Genomic DNA, 21,521 nt, shown 5'->3' with positions numbered 1-21,521 from the left:
GTCGGGTGTCCTTATTCCTGTTCCAGGTCGGCGCTTTTCTGCGCGATGGCCATGGCCGTGAGGATTTTTCTGTAGCCGGTGAATTCGTTGCGCGCATGCACACTGAGGATGTTGTCGAGCAGGACCACGTCGCCCTTCTCCCAGGCGAACTCGACCATCACCTCGCGGTAGATGCCTTGCAGGTGACGAATCACGTCCTCGGGAATCGGCGAGCCGTCGCCGAAGAAGGTGTTTTGCGGCAAATCTTGCGGGCCGAATTCACGCAGCAAGTTGTCACGGATGCTGTCCGGCAGGGTCAGTGCGTTGAAGAAGGTGCCGTGGTTGAACCAGATGCGCTCGCCGGTCAGTGGATGGCGCACGATGGCCGGGCCGTTCTGCCGGGTGCGCAGGCGATTGCCCGGCTTCCATTCGGCCTGGATACCGATTTTTGCGCAGTAGGCTTCGACCTCGGCGCGATCCTCGCTCTGGAACACGGTCTGCCATGGCAGGCCCATGCCGTCGCCGTAGTTGCGCACGTACATGATGCGTTTGCGGGCAAATTCTTCGCGCACCGCCGGGTCGATCCGCGCGAGGATCCGGCGGGTATCGCCAAAGGGCGTTTCACCACCGGTGGTCGACGGCGTGTCGCAGTAGAAATACAGGTGACGCGGGAATACCGGTGAATACGAGTGTTCGTTGTGCGGGAAGATTTTCTCCGGCGCCGGGTAATCGGTGGAGCTGTAGATCTTGAACTGGCCGCTGATCTGGGTCCGTGGCGAGGCGCGGAACAGGTACTCCAGGGCACCGCCGGAAATCCCGTCGACGCAGCGGTTGAACTCGCCGATATCAGCCACCTGGAAGCCACGGAACAGAATCACCGCGTGTTCCAGCAGCTTGCTTTCGATCAGCGCGCGATTCTGGGTCGCCCATTCCACCAGGCTCACGCCGGACACGGCCGGACGGCACACCAGCGGCATGCTGAGGCCTTCGAACATCGGCGCAAAACTCACCAGCCGCGTCGGATCGGTGGACAGGCTCTTGCGGGCACCACGACCCATCTTGGGAATGGACTTGGTCGTTGAAACGGTCATAAACCCCTCCAGAAAATGTTGACGGCGGCGCTCAAAGGCGCCGCCGACTGAATCAGTCCGCCGCGGATTGCGTCGCCGGTGCGCCACGGTTCGCCGAGCGGCGCTTGATCGCCATGGCGCCGCCGAGCAACGCCTTGCGTTGCTCGCTCAAGCGCGCATCGGCAAGGCGCTGGACATCGCCGGCCAGGTTCAGCAACTCGCCAACCTGCAACCCGTCACCTCGTATCAGCGCTTCGAGCACTGCCTGAATCTGTTCGAACAAACACTCCAGCGTGCTCGGCAGGTACTGGCCCACCGGCGTTTCGAAACTCAGGTGAATGTGCTCGGCATCGTTGTAGAACGCGGCGACCATGCCGATCTCGGCGGCCTGGCGCCCGGACGGGAAGTCCTCGACCTCCAGGCCCTCCATCGACGACAAGCGACCGACGCCTTCCTGGTAGATCAGCTTGATGTCGAACAGCGGCGAACGGCCGGCCCGGCGCGGCAAGCGCAAGGCTTCCACCAGACGCTCGAACGGCAGGTCCTGATGGTCCGAAGCCTCCAGCACCGCCCGGCGACAGGCCTCCAGCAACTGCGCCGCCGACTGCTCGGCATCGACCTCCACTTGCAGTACTAATTGGTTAACGAAGAAGCCGACCATTTCTTCAAGCTCGGCTTGATTTCGGTTGGCGATATCGGTGCCGATACGCACCCGACTGACCTCGGTACGCTGGCGCAGGACGAGGGTAAAGCCGGCCAGCAGCAGCATGAACAGCGACAGATCGCGCTGTTGGGCAAAGTCGCGCACCTGCTGGCTGAGTTCGGCGCTGAAGGTGAAATGAGCACTGGCACCCTCTTGCGCCGTGCGCCGGTCGCCATCGGCGGGCAACTCGAGCACCGCTTGTGGCTCGGCAAGACGCTGCTGCCAGTAGTCGAGTTGGCGCTGCAACTCGCCGCCCTGCTCCAGCCACTGGCGCTGCCATTTGGCGAAGTCGGCGTACTGCACGCTGTGCGCCGGCAGTTGCGGGGTCTGGCCACGGTTGAGGGTTGGATAGAGCGTGACGAATTCATTGATCAGTACGCGGAACGACCAGTCATCGGCGACGATGTGGTGCACCGTCAGCAACAGCACATGTTCGTCATCCGCGACCCGCAGCACCCGCACCCGCAACAACGGACCGTGGCGCAGGTCGAATGGCCGGGCGACCTCCTCGCGGGCCAGTTGCTGCGCTTCGACGTCCGGCGCCGGCAGATGCCGCAGGTCGCTGTCGATAAAACTCAGCGGCAGTTGCGGATGCACCCGCTGCCAGGTCTGGCCGTCTTCTTCGTAAAAGGTGGTGCGCAATACGGCGTGACGTTGCACCAATGTTTCGAAGGTTCGGCGCAGGGCATCGAGGTTCAGTTCGCCGCGCAGACGCAAGGCACCCGGCATGTTGTACATCGAACTGTCCGGTTCGAGGTTCCACAGGAACCACAAGCGCTGCTGGGCAAAGGACAACGGCTGACGTTCGCCAGAGGTATCCGCCACCAGCGCCGGGCGCTCACAGCTGTGTTGCAGCGCCTGCACCTGAGCGGCGAAATCCTCGAGGCGCGGGTGTTCGAACAGGCTGCGCAAACTCACCGAAAGGCCCAGGCGCTGGCGGATCTGCGAGACGATTTGCGTCGCCAACAACGAGTGCCCGCCCAATTCGAAGAAGCTGTTTTCCCGATCGACACGATTGACCTGCAACACCTGCCGCCAGATCTGCGCCAGTTCGATTTCCAGTGCGCCTTGCGGGGCGCTGCCAACGTCGGCCTCCCAGACCTGCGGGGCCGGCAACGCGGCGCGGTCGAGTTTGCCGTTGCGGTTGAGCGGCAACGCGGCCAACAACACCAGTTGCGCCGGCAGCATGTACTCCGGCAGGCGCTCGCCCAAGGCGCGGCGTACAGTGTCGGTGAGTTGACGGGGATCTGAGTTCAGCCATTCATCACTGGCTGGCACTACGTAGCCGATCAATTGCTTGCCACCAACGCCTTCATGCACCAGCACTGCGGCTTCGCTGATCATCGGCAAGCCTTGCAGATGCGCTTCCAGCTCACCCAACTCAACCCGGAAACCACGGATTTTCACTTGATGGTCGATGCGTCCCAGGTACTCCAGCGCACCGTCCTCGCGATAGCGCGCCAGGTCGCCGCTGCGGTAAAGCCGCGCGCCCTGCGTGCTGGAAAACGGATCGGCGATGAAGCGTTCGGCGCTCAAGCCCGGTCGCTGGTGATAACGCTGGGCAAGGCCTACGTCGCCGCCGATGCACAGTTCGCCGACGCAACCGGTCGGCAGCAGGTGGCCTTCGCTGTCCAGCACATACAGCGCACGCCCCGGCAGGGCTTTGCCGATGGGCACGCCAATGTGATTGCGGGTATCGGCCAGTGTGCATTCGTGGGTACTGGACACCACCGTGGCTTCGGTTGGCCCGTAGGTGTTGAGCAGGCGCACATCGCCCAGACCGGCGGCGTGCCACAGCTTCAGGCCTTCGAGGGACATGGCTTCGCCGCCGACGTGGACCTGACGCAAACGCCCCTTGTCCCGCTGCGGGTGCGCGGACCACTCCTGAGACAGCAGGAACCAGTAGGCCGCCGGCAAATCCGCCAGGGTCACGCCATGCTCGATGATCTGGCGATAGAGGGTGTCGGTGTCCCACAGTTCATCGCCGCGCATCACCAGCGCCGCGCCCACGCACAATGGCGGGTAGCACTGCTCGACAAAGCCGTCGAAGCTGAACGTTGCGAATTGCAGCACGCGGTCTTGCGGGGTGAGTTGTGAATAGTGCGCCGCGATCACGCAAAACTCGCGCAGTGCGGCATGGGCCAGGCACACGCCTTTCGGGCGTCCGGTGGAGCCGGAGGTGTAGATCAGATAGGCCAGGTCTTCGGCGCTGGCGAGGTTGATCAGGTTGTCGGTGGAATACCCGGTGTCTGCGCCCGGCTCCAGCGCCAGGCGCGGCAAACCTTGCGGCAGCGCTACATCGGCCAGCAGGCCCGGTTGCGCCAGCAGCAGGTCCATGCCGCTGTCTTCGATCATGTAGGCCAGGCGCTCGGCCGGGTAATCCGGGTCCAGCGGCACATAACCGGCGCCGGACTTGAGGATCGCCATCAGGCTGACGATCATCTGCCCATTGCGCCGCACCGACAGGCCCACCCGCTGCCCCGGCGCCACGCCCTGGGCACGCAGGCGATGGGCGAGCTGGTTGGCTTGCGCATTGAGCTGGGCGTAGGTCAGGCGCTCGTCACCGACCATCACCGCCAGCGCATCGGGGGTGCGTGCCGCTTGTTGCTCAAACCGCTGATGAGCCAACAACGGGCTATCGATTGGCGGCACCGGCGGACGGGAACACGCCAGCACCATTGCTTGCGCCAGTGCATCCAGCAAGCTGACCGCGCCCAATGCCTGTTGTGGCTGTGCGACGAACTGCTCCAGCACCTGCAACAGGCTGGCGCCCAACTGGCTGATCTGCGCGGCACTGAACCGGGCTCGGTCGAAACTGAAATCCAGGCGCAGGCTGGCGCCGACTTCGATGCCCAGAGTCAGCGGGTAACTGGTGATTTCGTGATTGTGCAGCGCACCGAAGGTCAGGCCCGCCGGCGCCCCTTGCTTGAGGGCTTCGGCCACCGGGAAGTTCTCGAACACCAGCAGGCTGTCGAACAGCGCTCCCTGTTGCCCGGCCCAGCCCTGAATGTCGTACAGCGGCACGTGTTCGAACTCGCGCAGGCTCAGGTTCAGGGCTTGCAGGTCGTTGAGCCACTGGGCCACCGACTGCCCCGCTTGCGGCGCGGCGATGATCGGCAAGGTGTTGATGAACAGCCCCAACTGCTGCTCTATGCCCGGCAGCGGCGCGGAGCGTCCGGCAATCGTTGCGCCAAACGCCACACAGGACTGGCCCGTGTAGCGTTGCAACAGCAGGCCCCAGGCGCCTTGCAGCAAGGTGTTGAGGGTGATTTTCTGCTGGCGGGCAAAATCGCTCAGGCGCTGCAGCGCGGCGCTTTCAAGGGTCAATTGATGTTCACCCATGCCGTACCCATGGGCAGGCGTCGGCAAGGCTTGCGCCAGCAGCGTCGGCGTTTCCAGCGCCGCCAACGCCTGTCTCCAGAACTGCTCGCCAGCCAGCAGCGACTGCTGTTGAATCCAGCCCAGATAGTCGCGGTATTGCCCCAACGGCCTGGCCAACGTCTGGCCGGCATAGTGCTGGATCACTTCGCCGAGCAACTGGGCGTTGCTCCAGCCGTCCATGAGGATGTGATGGCTGGTATGGATCAGGTGCCAGCCTTCACTGCCCCGACGCACCAGGAGTAGGCGGAACAATGGCGCGGCGCCGAGTTCGAAGCCACGGCTGCGCTCCTCGGCGGCCAGTGCATCGAGATCGATGTCGGCTGCGTCGATCACTTGCAGTTGCAGATCGATCTGGCGATGAATCACCTGATGCGCGCACTCAAGCCCCAGCCAGTGGAAGCTGCTGCGCAGGATGTCGTGTCGGTTGATCGCCGCCTGCCAGGCCCGGCCGAACGCGGCCAGTTCCAGACCCTGGATGTCCAGGCGCAATTGATTGATGTAGGCCTCGGCCTGGGGTTCGTACAGGGTGTGGAACAGCATGCCCTGCTGCATCGGCGTCAGCGGGTAAACGTCCTCGATGGCCGGCGCCGCAACAGGCAAGGCATCGAGTTGTGCCTGGGTGATGCGCGCCAGCGGGAAGTCCGACGGCGTAACCTGGCCTGGCGCTGTCGCACAGCAATGTTCGATCAGCGTCTTGAGTTCTTCGGTGTAGGCATCGGCCAGTCGCTGCACCGTGGACTCGGCAAACATGTCACGGCTGAAGCCCCATTGCAGCGAGAGCTGCCCGCCATAGACCTGGCCCTCCACGGTCAGCCAGTTGGCCAGCGGCGCATCATCGCCCTGAGCCTGGCCGCCGCTTTCCGGGGCCGGGACGAACAGCGCGGCGTCGTCGAACTGACGATCGAACTGCCCCAGGTAGTTGAAGGTGATCCGTGGCGCCGGCAAGTCTTGCAGGGCCTGGCGCTGCGCCGGTTCGCCCAGGTAGCGCAGCAGTCCATAGCCCAGGCCTTTGCCGGGAATGGCGCGCAGTTGCTCCTTGATCGACTTGATCGAATTTGCCACCCCGGCCTCGGGTTGCAGGCGCAGCGGAAACAGGCTGGTGAACCAGCCGACGGTGCGGCTCAGGTCGAGGTCGTCGGACAGGTCTTCGCGGCCGTGGCCTTCCAGCTGGATCAGCGTCGAGCCCTGCCCGCTCCAGCGGCAGATGACCCGCGCCAACGCCGTGAGCAACAGATCATTGACTTGGGTGCGATAGGCCGCCGGGGCCTGTTGCAGCAACTGACGGGTCAGTTCGGCATCCAGTCTGGATTCGATCTTGTGCCCGTGGTGCTGCTGCAAGCTGCCCTGGGGGTTGTCGCACGGCAGGTCCCGGGCGTCCGCCAGTTGCGCCTGCCAGTACGGCATTTGCCCAGGCAAGGTGCCGGCATGCTGTTGCAGATGCGCGGCCCAGGCTTGATAGGCGCTGGTTTTCTCGGGCAGCGCCACTTGCCGGTAAGCCTGTTGCAAGTCTTCGAGCAACACCCGCCATGACACCCCGTCCACGGCCAAATGATGAACCACCAGCAACAGGCGCTGGCTGCCATCGTCGAGGCTGATCAGCAAGGCACGCAGCAGCGGCCCGCTTGCCAGATCGAGGCTGCGTTGCGCTTCATCGCACAGGGCGGTCAAGGCTTCGGTCGAAGACGCCCGACGCTGCCACAATCCAGCTGACTCGACTGGCGCTGCGTGGCGCTGCTGCCAGCCTTCGGCACCGTCGATGAAGCGCAGGCGCAAGGCGTCGTGGTGGTTGATGACGGTAACCAAGGCCTGCTCCAACACCTCAGGATTCAACGCGTCCCGGGGCGTCAACAGCAGCGACTGGTTCCAGTGCTGACGCTGGGCGATGGCCTGTTCGAAGAAGTAATGCTGTGCCGGGGTCAGGATCACCTCGCCACTGACCGGGCCTTGATCGACAGTGCTGCGGCTGTCGAACGCCGCGACCAATGCCAGGCTGCGCACGGTCTGGTACTGGAACAGATCCCGCGGGCTGAGGCGAATGCCCGCCTGGCGGGCACGGCTGACCACCTGGATGGAAATGATCGAGTCGCCGCCGAGCTCGAAGAAATTGTCTTCGAGGCCCACGGGTTCCGCGCCCAATACGTCCTGCCAGATCTGCGCCAGCGCGATCTGCATCGCATCCTGTGGCGCAACAAATGCCTGTTGCGGCGTGGCATCGGGCGGCGGCAAAGCCTTGCGGTCGAGCTTGCCGTTGGCGGTCACCGGCAAGGCGTCCAGCGGCATCAGGTAGGTGGGCACCATGTATTCCGGCAGGCTGTCGAGCAGCCAGGCCTTGAGGGTTTGCGGCCACTGCGCATCGGTGTCGGCGTTTTCCAGCACCAGATACGCCACCAGATGCTTGCCACCCTGCACCAGCACCACGGCCTCACGCACCAACGCATGCTGCATCAGCCGGGTTTCGATTTCCCCCAGTTCGATGCGCAGGCCGCGCAATTTGACTTGATGGTCGAGGCGCCCGAGGTATTCGATCACCCCATCGGCGCGCTGCCGCACGCGGTCGCCGGTGCGATACAAGCGCGCACCGTCATGGAAGGGGCACGGCACAAAACGCTCGGCGCTGAGCGCCGGACGCCGGTGATAACTGCGCGCCAGCCCGGCGCCACCGAGGTACAACTCCCCCGCCACGCCGGCCGGAACCGGCAGTAATTGTGCATCCAGCACATGGGTGCGCAGGTTGGCGATGGGCCGGCCGATGGGCACGCTGTCGGCGCCTTCGTCGATGCAGGTCCAGTGGGTGACGTCGATGGCCGCCTCGGTCGGGCCATAAAGGTTGTACAACCCGGCACCCGGCAGCTTTTTGAACACCTGCAATTGGGCATCCAGCGGCAAGGCTTCACCGCTGCAGACGATGCGCTTGAGGCCGGTGCAAGCCTCGACACCCGGCTCGTGGATGAACGCCTGGAGCATCGACGGCACAAAGTGCAGCGTACTGATGCCGTACTCACCGATCAGGCGGATCAACCGCGCCGGTTCACGATGCGCACCCGGCGGCGCCACCACCAGGCGCGCGCCGGTCATCAGCGGCCAGAAGAATTCCCACACCGATACGTCGAAACTGAACGGGGTCTTCTGCAACACCGAGTCGCTGCCATCCAGCCCGTAAGCCTGCTGCATCCAGCACAAGCGGTTGACCAGCGCCGCGTGACTGTTGCCGGCGCCTTTGGGCTTGCCGGTGGAACCGGAGGTGTAGATCACATAGGCCAGGTTCAGTGGATGCACTTCAACTGGCGGGCAGGACTCGCTGTAGCCGTCGAGCCAGTCTTGCTCCTGATCCAGGGCGATGACCTTGACGCCCTCGGTGGGCAGTGCGCCGAGTAAAGTGCTTTGGGTGAGCAGCAGGCCAATCGCACTGTCTTCGATCATGTAGGCCAGGCGTTCAGCCGGGTATTCCGGGTCCAGCGGTACGTAGGCACCACCGGCCTTGTGAATCGCCAGCAGGCCGATGACCATTTCCAGTGAACGCTCGACGCAGATCCCCACCAGCACATCCTGGCCGACACCCTGCTCGCGCAAGCAGTGCGCCAGTTGATTGCTGCGGGCGTCGAGTTGCGCATAACTGAGCTGACGATCGCCAAACACCAGTGCCGGTGCGCCGGGGGTGCGTCGGGCCTGGGCCTGGATCAACTGATGCATGCACTGCTCGACCGGATAGATCTCGGTGGTGCGGTTCCAGTCCTGCACCAGCACTTGCTGCTCATCCGCCGTCAGCATCGGCAACTCGCCGATTTTTTGCGTCGAGTCGTCGACTATCGCCTGCAACAGGCGCGTCCAGTGCCGGGCCATGCGCGCAATGGTATCGGCCTCGAACAGGTCGCTGGCGTAGGTCAGCGCGGCGTGCAGCATGCCGCCCTTTTCCCAGGTGTCGAGGGTCAGGTCGAACTGGGTGGTGCGGCTTTGCCAGTCGATGCTGCCCAGCTCCAGGCCGGACGCGGTGCTGACCGAGGCCATGTCGGCTACATGCGGCTGGTGGTTGTACATCACCTGGAACAGCGGCGTGTGGCTGAGGCTGCGCTCCAGTTTCAGCGCTTCGACCAGGCGTTCGAACGGCAGGTCCTGATGGGCCTGGGCGCCAAGGGCGGTTTCCTTGATGGCGCGCAGCAGGTCGTCGACCCGGGTCTGGCCGTCCAGTTGGGTACGCAGCACCTGGGTGTTGACGAAGAAGCCGATCAGGCCTTCGATTTCCGCGCGGTTGCGGTTGGCGATGGGCACGCCGACGCGGATGTCGGTTTGCCCGGTGTAGCGATGCAGTAAAGTGTTGAAAGCACCGAGCAACAGCATGAACAGGGTGATGTTGTGCTTCTGTGCGGTGCTGCGCAGTTGCTCGGCCAGTTGCGCCTGGACCGCGAATTCGTAGCGGGTACCGCGATAACTCGGCATCGCCGGGCGCGAATGATCCAGCGGCAGTTCCAGCACAGGATGTTCATCGCCCAATTGCGCCTGCCAGTACGCCAGTTGCCGCGCCTGCTCGCCCGCCTCCAGCCAGCGGCGCTGCCACAGGGCGTAGTCGCTGTACTGGATAGGCAGCGGCGTCAGCTGCGGTTGCGTGTCGGCATCGAAGGCGTCGTAGCAGCGGATGAATTCGTCGATCAGCACGTTCATCGACCAGCCGTCGGAGACGATGTGGTGCAGGGTCAGCAACAGCACGTGCTCAAGCCCTGCGAGCTTGAGCAAGGTGACCCGCAGCAGCGGACCGGTCGACAGATCGAACGGCAGTACCGATTGCTGTTCGGCGGTTTCAGCCACGGCACGTTCGCGCTCCTCGGCGGGCAGTGCGCTGAAATCCATGTGTTCGATCCGCAGCGGCGCCGTGGCAGGGACTTGCAACAGGTTGTCATCGGCCTGACGAGCGAACACCGTGCGCAGGGTTTCATGCCGCGCCACCAGACTGGCGAACGCCTGTTCCAGCGCCGACAGGTTCAGGCACCCGGTCAGCCGCACCGCGCCCGGCAGGTTGTAGGCACCGCTGTGGGGATCCAGTTGCCAGAGAAACCACATGCGTTGCTGGGCGTACGACAGCGCCAGGCGATCCTCAGCCTCGATGCTGGCCGGAATCGGAAAACGGGCGAAATCCACGCCCTCCTTGTGCAAGGCCGCAAGGAACATTTGACGCTTTTCCAGGGGCAACCCGATAAACCGGCGAGCGAGTTTCAAGGAGTCTTCAGCATTCATCTATCGGCATCCGCATCAGTAGGCAGCAGGCGCAAGGGCGCGTCGTCCCTATAAAACGAATGCAGGCGGGAAAAATTAGCGGAGGGGAACAAGTATCAGGAGGGGATGAAACGCGAAATTCTGGGCCGCTGAAAATCAAAAATGTGGGAGCGAGCCTGCTCGCGAAACGGTGGATCAGCCAACATCAACGTTGATTGATAAACCGCATTCGCGAGCAGGCTCGCTCCCACAGGGATCGGGTGAAATTTGGGAGTGGTGTTAACCCACGGCAGCCATGGAAAGCCGCCGATGATGCACCTCAAGCTGATCCTTGATCACCCGCAGCACCTTCGCTTCCTGCTCATGGATGAAGAAGTGCCCGCCCGCGAGCATGTCCACCGAAAAACTGCCACGGGTTTCCTGGCTCCAGCCGATCAACTGTTCGGCGGTGGCGCGGTCGGTCTTGCCGCCGAGCACGTGCACCGGGCACCTGAGCAACGGGCGCTGCACCGGCTCGAAACGCCCGCACAGCAGGAAGTCCGCGCGCAGCACCGGCAGGGTCAGGCTCATCAACTCTTCATTGGCCAGGATCTCTTCGCTGGTGCCGTTGAGGGTGCGCAATTGCTCGATCAGTTCGGCGTCGGTTTGCGGCTCGGCATACTGACGGTCGTAATCGGCGCGCAGGGTCGGCGCGGCGGTGCCCGAGGCGAACAGCGCCACCGGTTCCGGGCAACCCAGCGAGCGAAACGCATGGGCCATCTCGCAGGCCAGCAGCGCCCCCATGCTGTGCCCGAACAATGCATACGGCGCCTTGAGCGTGGCTTTCTGTTCCTGGGCCAGTTGCAGCGCCAGACGGCGCATGTCGGTGTGCAAGGGCTCATCGTAGCGCGCGCCCCGCCCCGGAAGTTCCACCGGTTGCAGCTTGAGCCACTCCGGCAGTTTTCGCCGCCAACGGCTATAGACCATGGCACTCGCGCCCGAATAGGGCAGGCACAGCAATGTCAGCGGGGTCACCGGGCTTTCCTCGAGAGTTGTCTGCTTGGAGAACGGATGAGGCACGCCGGAAATTAGTCATACAGAGATCCCTTGTGGGAGCGAGCCTGCTCGCGATGACGGTGTGTCAGACACTAATGATGTCGACTGATAATCCGCTATCGCGAGCAGGCTCGCTCCCACAGGGAAATGCCCCGCTGTCAGATCTTCATTTCAGATGACGATAGCTCGGGATTGCCGAACCGAGCACCACTGCCCCCGCCGCAATCGCCAGCCAGAACCCGCTGCGCGCGCCGAAGGCGTCCACCAGCCAGCCGGAGCCGGCGGCACCGATCGCCACGCCGATGCTCAGGCCGGTGACCAGCCAGGTCAGGCCTTCGGTGAGTTTAGCCGGCGGTACGATCTGCTCCACCAGGGCCATGGCGACAATCAGCGTCGGCGCGAAAAACAGGCCGGCGACAAACACCGCCAATGACAAACCGAAAATGTTCGTCGCCAGCAGCAACGGCAAGGTGGTTACCGCCGTCGCCACCCCGCCGTACAGGAACAGGCGCGCCAGCGGCACTTTCGAGCGCAGTGCGCCGAACGCCAACCCGGCCAGGCACGAGCCGATGGCGTACACCGACAGCACGATGCTCGCCGCCGCCGGTTGGCCCTGATGCTGGGCGAAGGCGACGCTGACCACGTCCACCACGCCGACAATGGTGCCCATGGCCACCATCAACAGCATCAGCAACTGAATGTCGCGGGAACGGATGATCGAGCCCTGGTGATGCTCTTCATGGGGATGCACCGGCGGCTCCGTGCTGCGCTGCAGGACGAACGCGGTGACGCCGATGGCCAGCGCCAGCAAGGCCGCCAGCGGCCCGGCCTCGGGGAATGCCACCACGCACAACCCCACAGACAATGGCGGCCCGACGATGAAGCAGACTTCGTCCAGCACCGACTCCAGGGCGTAGGCGGTTTGCAACTCGGGGCGGCCGCGATACACCTCAGTCCAGCGTGCCCGCACCATCGCCGACATGCTCGGCATGCAACCGGCCAGCGCGGCGAAGAAAAACAGCGTCCAGTGCGGCGCCTGCAACCGCGTGCACAGCAACAACAGCAACAGTGCCCCACCGCCCAGCAACGCCGATACCGGTAGAATCCGCCCCTGGCCAAATCGATCCACCAGCCGCGACACCTGCGGCGCACAAAACGCCGTGGCCAGGGCGAACGTCGCCGCCACCGCGCCGGCCATTGCGTAGCCACCCTGCAACTGCGAGAGCATGGTGATCAGGCCGATGCCGGTCATGGAAATCGGCATGCGCGCGATCATTCCGGCCAGCACGAATGCGCGGCTGCCGGGGGCTTTGAACAACTCGCGATAGGGGTTTGCCATGGGACGGGTCTCATCAGGGGACTGCACGTTGCCACAACGGCTGATTGCGGGGGAAGCGTGGAATTGTTGGTTGAATGTGAAGGCCCCCATCGCGAGCAGGCTCGCTCCCACAATGGCCGGCGTACACCAATCAACTGTGGGAGCGAGCCTGCTCGCGAAGGGGCCAGAACAGACAACTCACCTCCCTTCGCCAAATGAACTCTCACCGACCCCGACCAGTCAGTTGAATAGGCCCCCGGTTCCCGGAGTTTCGCGACAATGGCTGATCACCCCGAACGCCAAAGCCCCATCGACGCCCACGGCATCATCGGCGATATGCGCAGCGCGGCGCTGGTCAATGACAAGGGCAGCGTGGACTTTTTCTGCTGGCCGGAATTCGACAGTCCGTCGATCTTCTGCTCGCTGCTGGACACCCCCGAGGCGGGGATTTTCCAGTTGTCGCCGGATCTGCCCGACGCCCGTCGCGAACAAATCTACCTGCCCGACACCAATGTGCTGCTGACCCGTTGGCTCAGCGATCGCGCCGTGGTCGAGGTCACCGACCTGCTGCCGGTCGGTGACACCGAGGATGACCTGCCGCTGCTGATGCGGCGGATCCGTGTGGTCAGCGGCCGCGCCACCTTCCAGATGCGCTGCGCCGTGCGTCATGACTACGCTCGCGCCAAAACCCGCGCACGCATGGATGAAAAAGACGTCACCTTCGACGCGGTCGATCAGCCGTCCCTACGCCTGTCTTCGGATCAGGTTTTGCATATCGACGGCAATGCGGCGGTGGCCGAATTCACCCTCGAACAAGACCAGACCAGTCAATTCCTGCTCGGTGCCCTCGACGATCCGCGCTTAAAGGAAGGCGCTGCACAACTGTGCCTGGAGCGCACCCTGAAATTCTGGCGCGACTGGATCGGCCAGTCCAACTACCGCGGCCGCTGGCGCGAAATGGTCAACCGCTCGGCCCTGGCGATGAAGCTGCTGACCTCGCGCAAGCACGGCGCCATTCTCGCCGCCGCCACCTTCGGCCTGCCGGAAAGCCCTGGTGGCTCGCGCAACTGGGACTATCGCTTCACCTGGATCCGCGACGCCTCGTTCACCGTCTATGCATTCATGCGCCTGGGCTTCGTCGAAGAGGCCAACGCCTACATGCGCTGGTTGCGGGGGCGGGTCAGCGACTGTCAGGGCAACCCGATAAAACTCAACATCCTGTATGCCATCGACGGTCGCCAGGAATTACCGGAGATCGAGCTGACGCACCTGTCCGGCCATGGTGGCGCACAACCGGTGCGCATCGGCAATCAGGCCTATGAACAGGTCCAGCTCGATATCTTCGGCGAGCTGATGGACGCGATTTACCTGGTCAACAAATACGGCGAAGCCATCTCCCATGAAGGCTGGAAACACACGGTGGAGGTGGTCGATCAGGTCTGTGAAACCTGGGAGCAGAAAGATGTCGGCATCTGGGAAATGCGCGGCGAGCAATACCATTTCCTGCATTCACGGCTGATGTGCTGGGTCGCCCTGGACCGCGCCATCCGCCTCGCTTCAAAGCGCTCGCTACCGGCACCGTTCGCGCGTTGGGACCAGACCCGCCAGGCGATCTACACCGACATCTGGGAGAACTTCTGGTGCGAGGAACGCGGGCACTTCGTCCAGCACATCGGCGGCACCGGCCTGGACGGTTCGATGCTGCTGATGCCGCTGGTGCGTTTCGTCAGCGCCCGCGACCCGCGCTGGCTGGCGACCCTGCAAGCCATCGAAAGAAGCCTGGTACGCGACGGCATGATCTACCGCTACCGCAACGACGACAGCCAGATCGACGGCCTGCCCGGCAGCGAAGGCGCCTTCGCCGCGTGCTCGTTCTGGTACGTCGAATGCCTGGCCCGCGCCGGCCAGCTCGACAAGGCCCACCTGGAGTTCGAACAGTTGCTCAGGTACGCCAACCCGCTGGGGTTGTATGCCGAAGAGTTCGATAGCCATGGGCGGCACATGGGCAACACGCCGCAGGCATTGACGCATCTTGCGTTGATCAGTGCGGCTTGCTTTCTGGATCGGAGGTTGAGTGGGGAGAAGAGGTTTTGGCAGCCGTGAATACGGGTTAAACAATGTTCGAACTCAGGCAAAGGTTGCTCAAGACACCAGTGGATCTGCGCCGGCACTGACCGAAAACCGCTCCCGATAAGCCTGTGGCGTCACGCCCATGGCCCGCAGGAAACTGCGGCGCAGGGTTTCTTCGCTGCCGAAGCCGCATTGCACCGCTACTCGTTTGATCGGCACGCCGGTATCGCTGAGCAAACGCCGCGCGGTTTCGACGCGGATCAGTTCGATGGCCCGGGCTGGGGTCTGGCCGGTGTCGGCGCGGTAGTGGCGCACGAAGCTGCGTTCGCTCATGCCGGCCTGCAAGGCCAGGGTCGGGATGCCAAGGTCGTGGGCCAGATTTTCGCTGATCCAGGCATGAAGTTCGTCGAAACGGTTGCCTTCCTGTTGCAGTGACAGGGTCACGCTGAATTGCGACTGGCCACCCGGACGTTTGAGAAACACCACCAGTTGCCTCGCGACTTCGAGGGCCATGGTGCGCCCCAGGTCTTCTTCGACCATGGCCAACGCCAGGTCGATGCCGGCGGTCACCCCGGCCGAGGTCCAGACCGGGCCGTCGTTGATGAAGATCGGGTTGGGCTCGACGTGCAGTTGCGGATGCTGCTGCGCCAGCTGCTCGCAACGGGTCCAGTGGGTGACCACGCGCCGGCCGTCGAGCCAGCCGCTGGCCGCCAGCAGGAACGCACCGGTGCATACCGAAGAAACCCGCCGGCAGCCACGGGCATGTTCGCGCACCCAGGCGACCAACGGCGCATCTTGCGCCGCTGCGTAAACTCCCCAGCCACCGGCGATGATCAGGGTATCAGTGCCCTCATCCGGCAACGGTTCGGCCAACAGCGCCAACCCCGCCGACGACATCACCGCCCCGCCGCCACTGGTAATCACCGTCGGTGCGTAGGGTGGCGGCAGGCCTTGCTGGCGGGCTATGTCGTTGGCCGAAGCGAAAACCTGCAACGGCCCGGTGACGTCGAGTATTTGCACGTTGGCGAAAGCGAGTACATGGATGGTTTTCAACATTTGGCGTAATTCGTGGGGATATTGGCGTATGCGCCAAAGCCTACGAGCCTAGAGTCAAACCGTCCACCCACTTCACGAGAAAAAACACCATGACGTTGCAGATCGGTTTTCTGTTGTTTCCACAGGTTCAGCAACTGGACCTGACCGGCCCTTACGACGTACTGGCCTCGCTGCCGGATGTGAAAGTGCATCTGATCTGGAAAGATCTGATGCCGGTCACCGCCAGCACCGGCCTGCTGTTGAAACCGACCACCACCTTCGATGATTGCCCGGCACTGGACGTGATCTGCGTGCCCGGTGGCAGTGGCGTCGGACCCTTGATGGAAGATGACCAGACTCTGGACTTTCTCAAGACCCAGGCCGCCAACGCGCGGTACATCACGTCGGTGTGCACCGGCTCGCTGGTGCTGGGTGCAGCGGGATTGCTCAAGGGCAAACGCGCCACCACTCACTGGGCATATCACGAACTACTCAAGCCGCTGGGCGCAATCGCGGTGCAAGACCGGGTGGTTCGTGACGGTAATCTGTTGACCGGTGGCGGCATCACCGCCGGTATCGACTTCGCCCTGACCCTGGCCGCCGAGCTGTTCGACCAGGCCACCGCCGAGTTGGTGCAACTGCAACTGGAATACGCCCCGGCCCCGCCATTTACCGCGGGCAGCCCAGAGACGGCCCCGGCCAGCGTGTTGGGAGAGGCTTGCCAGCGGGCTGCCGGCTCGTTGAAACTGCGGGCGCAGATCACCGAGCGCGCGGCGGCGAAACTCGACCGACAGTGAAAAAATGGCGGCGGGAACCCGGTTCCTGCCGCCACGACTTTTCATGCGCGCAAAAAAAACCCGCCGAAGCGGGTTTTTCCAAGACCATGACGACTCCTTGTCGTAGCGTTCCTTGCATATGGTCGATCATCCATGATCCTGAGCACATCCTGTGCTTCAGTGGGTGAGACCAGATTACGCTTCGGATCCAATTTGTAACAGGCGATATCGCTACCATCGCGTGTAAGACATTCGCTATAAACCACCGTCCGAAAACCCTTAGACGCCTCAGGTTTCGAGCCGACTTCAGCCACTCTGTTGCTCGTGGGACTTGGCATTGTCGATCAAAAACTGCTCGATATTGTTCATTTGCTCTTCCCAGCCACGACTGTCCATGCGGAAAGCCCTTTCGCGACGGGCCTGGGGAATGTGATCGAAACCGGACTCGGAGACCTTGAGCAACGTGCCGTTGTCCATGTCTTCGAGCTCGAATTTCACCAGGGTGGTGGGTTCCTGGGAGTAATCGACTTCAGGGTTCACGGCATACGGGTGCCAGCGAAACGAAAGCAGCCGTTCCGGCTCGACCCGCTCTACCAGTACATTCCAGCGCAAATGTTCATAACCGGGATAGGTAACCTGCCCCTGGGTCCATTCGCCTGCCACAAAACGCTTGCCTTCCAGCGCCACGCCAAACCACTGTCCGAACACTTCGGCATTGGCCAGCACACGCCAGACCTGTGAACGCTTGGCCTTGAGCAGGATTTTCCTTTCGATGCGATCAGATGCTGGGTTCATAAGTCACCTCCTGTACTTGAACAGTAGGCCAGTAAGACCACAAGACCAACCCTAAAGTTGTACCAATCGGGATGTGCAATCAACCATACCTGAGATATTCGGTTGCATTTGCGTGGATAAGTTCTGGGCAATCGCAAAGTCAGCGGGTCGAAACTGCTAACGTTCGCCCTCGAAACAGCATGGAAAAGGATAGCGACATGAAAAATCTGCGCGGCAGTTGCCTGTGCAAGGCCATCGAATACGAGCTCGATAGCCTCGACATGCCCATCAGCCACTGCCATTGCCAAACCTGCCGCAAGGCACACGCAGCCGCTTTTACATCGACCGCCGGGGTCATGCGCGAGCATTTTCGCTGGACCAAAGGCCAGGATCGCCTGAGCCGCCATGAATCGTCGCCGGGCAAGTTTCGGTATTTCTGTTCGGTCTGCGGTTCACACCTGATGGCCGAACGGCCGGCCCAGCCTCACGTGATTGTTCGGGTAGCGACGCTGGATACCGATCCGCGGGTGACGCCCCAAGCGCATATCTGGACGTCTCACGATGTGCCATGGCTTGAATACGATTCGGTGGAAAAGCACGTGCAATGGCAAGCGTAGAGAGCCAAATGCCCCTCGGCGCTACACTGCACCTCTCTTTCGGTCACAGCGAGCACTCCAGCATGAACCCACGCTTCTTATTGGCGCTGACACCCTTGTTGTTCACCTCCATGGCGTTCGCCGTGGACTGCGACAACGCCAGCGATCAGGCGACGATGAACCAGTGCGCGGCGCAGCAGAACGCGGCCGCCGACAAGGAATTGAATGCGCTGTACCAGCAGATCACTTCGCGGTTCAAGAGCAACCCGGACAGCAAGAAGCAGTTGGTGGGTGCGCAGCGGGCGTGGGTTGCGTTCCGCGATGCCGAGTGCAAGTTTTCGGCATCCGGGGTGGAAGGCGGGAGTGTGTATCCGCTGATATACAGCAACTGCACCACGGAACTGACCAAGGCACGGGTTCAGACGTTCAAGAACTACCTGAAGTGCCAGGAGGGGGATCTGAGTTGCCCGGTGCCGGGGGGTTGATTTTTGCTGTTTCTGCGGTGTTTTTGAGGGCCCCATCGCGAGCAAGCTCGCTCCCACAGGGTTCAGTGGTGTTCACGCGATAGTGATCACACTGCGAATCCACTGTGGGAGCGGGCTTGCCCGCGAAGGCGTCAGTTCAGGCGCCGCAATTACCGGACAAAAATCTGCGCCGTGGTAATCGCCATATCTCCGCCCGGCAACTTGATGCTGCCCGTCTGCTTCAGGCTGTCGGCATCAAAGATCGCCACGTCGTTGAACGTCCCCGCCAGGTAGATCTTGCTGCCGTCCTTGTTGAAGGAAATGCAGTAGTACGAGTGATCGAGCGCGGCGGACTGGAGCATTTTCTTCTGCTTGATGTCGTACTTGGCCAGGCGGTTGAGTACGCCAAACATCAGGTTCGGGTCCTTGGGCGAACGCATGCCGCTGAAGTAGATTTCGGTCAGAGGCCCGAAGTCGGTGGTTTCGGTCTTGCCGGTCTTCAGGTCGACGCTGAACAGGCCGTACAGGTATTCGGCGGTGGCCGGGTCCTGTTTCTTGTCCTTGAATTTCGCCGCGGTGTAGAGCAGCGAGAAGTCATGCCGGTAGGTCTGCTGGTTCCACACGTAGAGCACGTCCGGCGCGCTGTAGTTCGGGCGTTTCCAGTGACGGCTGGGGATCAGTACGTCGAACTTGCCGGTTTGCACATTGACCTTGTAAACGTCCGCCCCGGCCACGTACAGCGTGCCGTCGTCACCGCTCTGCATGATGGTCAGTTGGCGCGGCGCCGGGAAACTGCGCAGCGGCTTGGCGTCCATGCCGGCATCGGTCGAATACACGTCGAGCCGTGGCTGCTGCACTTCGTAGCGATCGTTCATCATCAGCGTCGGGTTGGCGACGGTGTACAGTTCCTTGCCGTCGTGGCTGACCGTGAAGGCGAACATGGACCTGGCCTTCTCACCCGGCTTCTGGGTGATGCTGGCGTGGAACACCTGCTTGCAGTTGTCCAGTTCGACACCGTAGACATCCGCATAGTGATTGTTCAGCACGTAGGCGGTCTTGCGGTCCGGCGACAACTGCACGGAGCCGGGACCAAAGGCATCGGGCATCTTGCAGGTCTTGAACAGCGTGTCGGTGGCCAGGTCGATCACGTGCAGGTTGTTCGGGTAGTTGGTGGTCACCATGTATTCGTGACCGACTTGCAGCGCGGTATTTTCATCGGCCAGAACACTGACAGAACAGCTGCTCAGGACGGCGAACGCGGCCAGGCCGCAGGCTTTGATGTTACGCATGCTGGAATCCTTCTTCTGTGATCACTTGTCTTTGGGGAAGACAGTGCCGAGGTTGCGCCAGTTGTCGTTGGACGCCTGGGCATCCTTGTTCCAGTCCGGGTAGGTGCTCATCATGTCGGGCACCTGGGCCGGCCACCAGCAAGGGTCGGAGCACCCGTAGAGGTCGGCCTCCATCGGCTGGCACAACGACGACACACCGCCAAACGCATCGATTTCCCAGCCCGGGTCGGTGGTCGAGGCACAGCCCGCCACGGAACTCATGGCCACCACTTCTTCTATGCGGTTTTCATCCGCGGCCTGATCCAGTTTCAACGCTTTGTTATTGATTGCCTTGAGATGTTTCATATCAGTGAGCCTTGCGCGGAGTGATGTAACTGCTGATGAACGCAGGGTTATTGGCCATGATCCGGGTGTAGACCTCGATGCCGAAGTCGACCCAGTCACGCATCAGTTCGCAGTAGTGATAGGTTGGGTGGGTCGGATCGCCATAGCGGGCGTAGCTCTCGTGGTAGCAACCGCCGGAACACAGGTTGCGGATCTGACAGTCTTCGCAGCCAGTGTTGGTACGGTCCAGGCGCTGGGACAGGAAGTCGTTCAACTCCACCTGTTTCACGCCGCTATGGACGTTGCCGAAGGTCGGCAGGCTCGAACCGGTAAAACGGTGGCACAGGTTCAGTTCGCCCTTGTGATCCACCGCCAGCATCTTCAGGCCCGCGCCGCACGGCAGGGCTTTCTTGTGGCCTTCGTGGATGTCGGTGATGAGCTGGTGCAGGTTGGAGAAACCGATGTTGCGGTGCTCCAGCGCCGCTTCCAGGTAACGACGACCCAGCGCCTTCATGTTGGCGAACACCTGCACCAGTTCATCGCTGGTGAGGTTGAAGCTGCTGATGTCGCCGGAGGTCACCGGGGCAAAGCCGACTTCGGCAAAGCCCAGTTCGTTGAACAGGTGATCCCAGATGGTTTCGACATCGGTCACGCCGGTGGTGAGCGTTACGCGAGCTCCGACCGGACGGCTGTTGTAGCGCGACAACAGCATCTCGGCCTTGCGCCGCACCACGTCATAGGTGCCCTGCCCGCCCACGGTGATGCGGTTGCGGTCGTGCACGGTCTTCGGCCCGTCAATGCTCACCGACAGCCCGAAACGATGGGCATTGAGGTAATCCACCGTTTCTTCGGTGAGCAACGTGGCGTTGGTGGTCATGACGAATTCGACGAACTTGCCCGCTTCGCGAAAACGCTTCTCACAATAGTCGACCATGTACTCGATCAGCTTGCGGTTGCTCAGCGGTTCGCCGCCGAAGAACACCACGGTGAAACGCTCTTCGTCCGGGGATTCGCGCAGCAGCATTTCCACCGAGGCGATCGCCGTTTCGACGTCCATTTTCTTGCCCGCCGACGGCTTGTCGAGGTCTTCCTTGTAGCAATACGTGCAGCTCAGGTTGCAGCCGGTGTTGACGTTGAGCACCACGGTATTGATCGCCGTGCGCTCGACCCGTTTGGTGGCGATGTCCGGGGTCAGCGGCGAGCCGTCGCTGACCAGCTCCAGGGCCATCAGCTCGCGCAGGGTCTCGGTGATTTCCTCGCCGTTGAAACGCGCGGCCAGGCGCTGAATCAGGTCGTCCGAGGAACAACCTGGCCCGCGCAAGGTGTCGATGATGGTGCCCGTCAGTTCATCGCTGGCGAACAGCGAACTGCTGGGGATGTGAAACAGCATGCGGTCGGCATCGACCTGCACTTCGTGCAGGTTGCGTTCGACCAGATTCAAGATAGCGCCCATGGCAAACCTCCTGTGCAGGCCCCGCTTGGCGGGGCTTGCGGTCATTCCG

At 62.5% G+C, this 21,521-nt stretch carries 13 protein-coding genes; 4 read left to right on the top strand and 9 right to left on the bottom strand.

What is annotated here, in order from left to right; all coding sequences use genetic code 11:
* Positions 1–11: 11 nt before the first annotated feature.
* From KGB20_RS00170 to KGB20_RS00155, 4 genes are all read right to left on the bottom strand, one after another.
* On the bottom strand, positions 12–1,070 hold the full coding sequence (locus KGB20_RS00170; RefSeq protein ID WP_057713934.1) for a TauD/TfdA family dioxygenase: 1,059 nt from the start codon (positions 1,068–1,070) through the stop codon (positions 12–14).
* A gap of 52 nt (positions 1,071–1,122) precedes the next feature.
* Positions 1,123–10,359, bottom strand: a complete 9,237-nt coding sequence (locus KGB20_RS00165) for a non-ribosomal peptide synthetase (RefSeq protein WP_223531634.1) — start codon at positions 10,357–10,359, stop codon at positions 1,123–1,125.
* Positions 10,360–10,617: 258 nt separating this feature from the next.
* Positions 10,618–11,352 carry a thioesterase II family protein gene (locus KGB20_RS00160; RefSeq protein ID WP_223531632.1) on the bottom strand — a complete coding sequence of 245 codons (735 nt, stop codon included), beginning with the start codon at positions 11,350–11,352 and terminating at the stop codon, positions 10,618–10,620.
* A gap of 187 nt (positions 11,353–11,539) precedes the next feature.
* On the bottom strand, positions 11,540–12,712 hold the full coding sequence (locus KGB20_RS00155; RefSeq protein WP_057713932.1) for an MFS transporter: 1,173 nt from the start codon (positions 12,710–12,712) through the stop codon (positions 11,540–11,542).
* Between the two features lie 258 nt (positions 12,713–12,970).
* Here KGB20_RS00155 and KGB20_RS00150 point away from each other — a divergent pair, with 258 nt between their 5' ends.
* The gene (locus KGB20_RS00150; RefSeq protein ID WP_223531630.1) at positions 12,971–14,794 is read left to right on the top strand and encodes a glycoside hydrolase family 15 protein; all 1,824 of its coding nucleotides are present in this window, start codon (positions 12,971–12,973) and stop codon (positions 14,792–14,794) included.
* Between the two features lie 39 nt (positions 14,795–14,833).
* On the opposite strand, the gene KGB20_RS00145 is transcribed toward KGB20_RS00150, so the two are convergent.
* Positions 14,834–15,817: a GlxA family transcriptional regulator gene (locus KGB20_RS00145; protein WP_223531628.1), complete on the bottom strand. Its 984-nt coding sequence runs from the start codon at positions 15,815–15,817 to the stop codon at positions 14,834–14,836.
* 89 nt (positions 15,818–15,906) lie between these two features.
* Between KGB20_RS00145 and inhA the strand changes: the two genes are divergently transcribed.
* Positions 15,907–16,593, top strand: a complete 687-nt coding sequence (gene inhA / locus KGB20_RS00140) for an isonitrile hydratase (RefSeq protein WP_223531626.1) — start codon at positions 15,907–15,909, stop codon at positions 16,591–16,593.
* A 285-nt stretch (positions 16,594–16,878) separates the two neighbouring features.
* Here the strand turns inward: inhA and KGB20_RS00135 are convergent, their stop codons facing one another.
* Complete coding sequence (locus KGB20_RS00135; RefSeq protein WP_223531624.1) at positions 16,879–17,367, bottom strand: SRPBCC family protein; 489 nt, start codon at positions 17,365–17,367, stop codon at positions 16,879–16,881.
* 197 nt (positions 17,368–17,564) lie between these two features.
* Between KGB20_RS00135 and KGB20_RS00130 the strand changes: the two genes are divergently transcribed.
* Together KGB20_RS00130 and KGB20_RS00125 are read left to right on the top strand one after the other, a co-directional pair.
* Entirely contained in the window at positions 17,565–17,963 is a 399-nt protein-coding gene (locus KGB20_RS00130; RefSeq protein WP_223531622.1) for a GFA family protein, read from the top strand.
* 62 nt (positions 17,964–18,025) lie between these two features.
* Positions 18,026–18,427, top strand: a complete 402-nt coding sequence (locus KGB20_RS00125) for a lysozyme inhibitor LprI family protein (RefSeq protein ID WP_223531620.1) — start codon at positions 18,026–18,028, stop codon at positions 18,425–18,427.
* Between the two features lie 149 nt (positions 18,428–18,576).
* On the opposite strand, the gene peaD is transcribed toward KGB20_RS00125, so the two are convergent.
* The 3 genes from peaD to peaB are packed head-to-tail and all read right to left on the bottom strand — an operon-like array spanning position 18,577 to position 21,472.
* Positions 18,577–19,695, bottom strand: coding sequence for a quinohemoprotein amine dehydrogenase subunit beta (peaD, locus tag KGB20_RS00120; RefSeq protein ID WP_090456933.1), 1,119 nt, complete (start codon positions 19,693–19,695; stop codon positions 18,577–18,579).
* Positions 19,696–19,716: 21 nt separating this feature from the next.
* Entirely contained in the window at positions 19,717–20,040 is a 324-nt protein-coding gene (gene qhpC, locus KGB20_RS00115; RefSeq protein ID WP_008016081.1) for a quinohemoprotein amine dehydrogenase subunit gamma, read from the bottom strand.
* Position 20,041: 1 nt separating this feature from the next.
* Complete coding sequence (gene peaB / locus KGB20_RS00110) at positions 20,042–21,472, bottom strand: quinohemoprotein amine dehydrogenase maturation protein (protein ID WP_008056152.1); 1,431 nt, start codon at positions 21,470–21,472, stop codon at positions 20,042–20,044.
* Positions 21,473–21,521 lie beyond the last annotated feature (49 nt).

The organism is Pseudomonas sp. BF-R-30 (assembly GCF_019956175.1).
GTDB classification, from domain to species: domain Bacteria; phylum Pseudomonadota; class Gammaproteobacteria; order Pseudomonadales; family Pseudomonadaceae; genus Aquipseudomonas; species Aquipseudomonas jessenii.
This window is presented reverse-complemented; position numbering and strand designations above follow the sequence as displayed.

What these genes read in the sequence shown, in the direction of transcription:
- KGB20_RS00155 (WP_057713932.1), bottom strand. Translation starts at nt 12,712, where the DNA reads ATGGCAAACCCCTATCGCGAGTTGTTCAAAGCCCCCGGCAGCCGCGCA.
- KGB20_RS00130 (WP_223531622.1), top strand. Translation starts at nt 17,565, where the DNA reads ATGAAAAATCTGCGCGGCAGTTGCCTGTGCAAGGCCATCGAATACGAG.
- peaD (WP_090456933.1), bottom strand. Translation starts at nt 19,695, where the DNA reads ATGCGTAACATCAAAGCCTGCGGCCTGGCCGCGTTCGCCGTCCTGAGC.
- KGB20_RS00150 (WP_223531630.1), top strand. Translation starts at nt 12,971, where the DNA reads ATGGCTGATCACCCCGAACGCCAAAGCCCCATCGACGCCCACGGCATC.
- peaB (WP_008056152.1), bottom strand. Translation starts at nt 21,472, where the DNA reads ATGGGCGCTATCTTGAATCTGGTCGAACGCAACCTGCACGAAGTGCAG.
- KGB20_RS00135 (WP_223531624.1), bottom strand. Translation starts at nt 17,367, where the DNA reads ATGAACCCAGCATCTGATCGCATCGAAAGGAAAATCCTGCTCAAGGCC.
- KGB20_RS00125 (WP_223531620.1), top strand. Translation starts at nt 18,026, where the DNA reads ATGAACCCACGCTTCTTATTGGCGCTGACACCCTTGTTGTTCACCTCC.
- KGB20_RS00145 (WP_223531628.1), bottom strand. Translation starts at nt 15,817, where the DNA reads ATGTTGAAAACCATCCATGTACTCGCTTTCGCCAACGTGCAAATACTC.
- KGB20_RS00165 (WP_223531634.1), bottom strand. Translation starts at nt 10,359, where the DNA reads ATGAATGCTGAAGACTCCTTGAAACTCGCTCGCCGGTTTATCGGGTTG.
- inhA (WP_223531626.1), top strand. Translation starts at nt 15,907, where the DNA reads ATGACGTTGCAGATCGGTTTTCTGTTGTTTCCACAGGTTCAGCAACTG.
- qhpC (WP_008016081.1), bottom strand. Translation starts at nt 20,040, where the DNA reads ATGAAACATCTCAAGGCAATCAATAACAAAGCGTTGAAACTGGATCAG.
- KGB20_RS00170 (WP_057713934.1), bottom strand. Translation starts at nt 1,070, where the DNA reads ATGACCGTTTCAACGACCAAGTCCATTCCCAAGATGGGTCGTGGTGCC.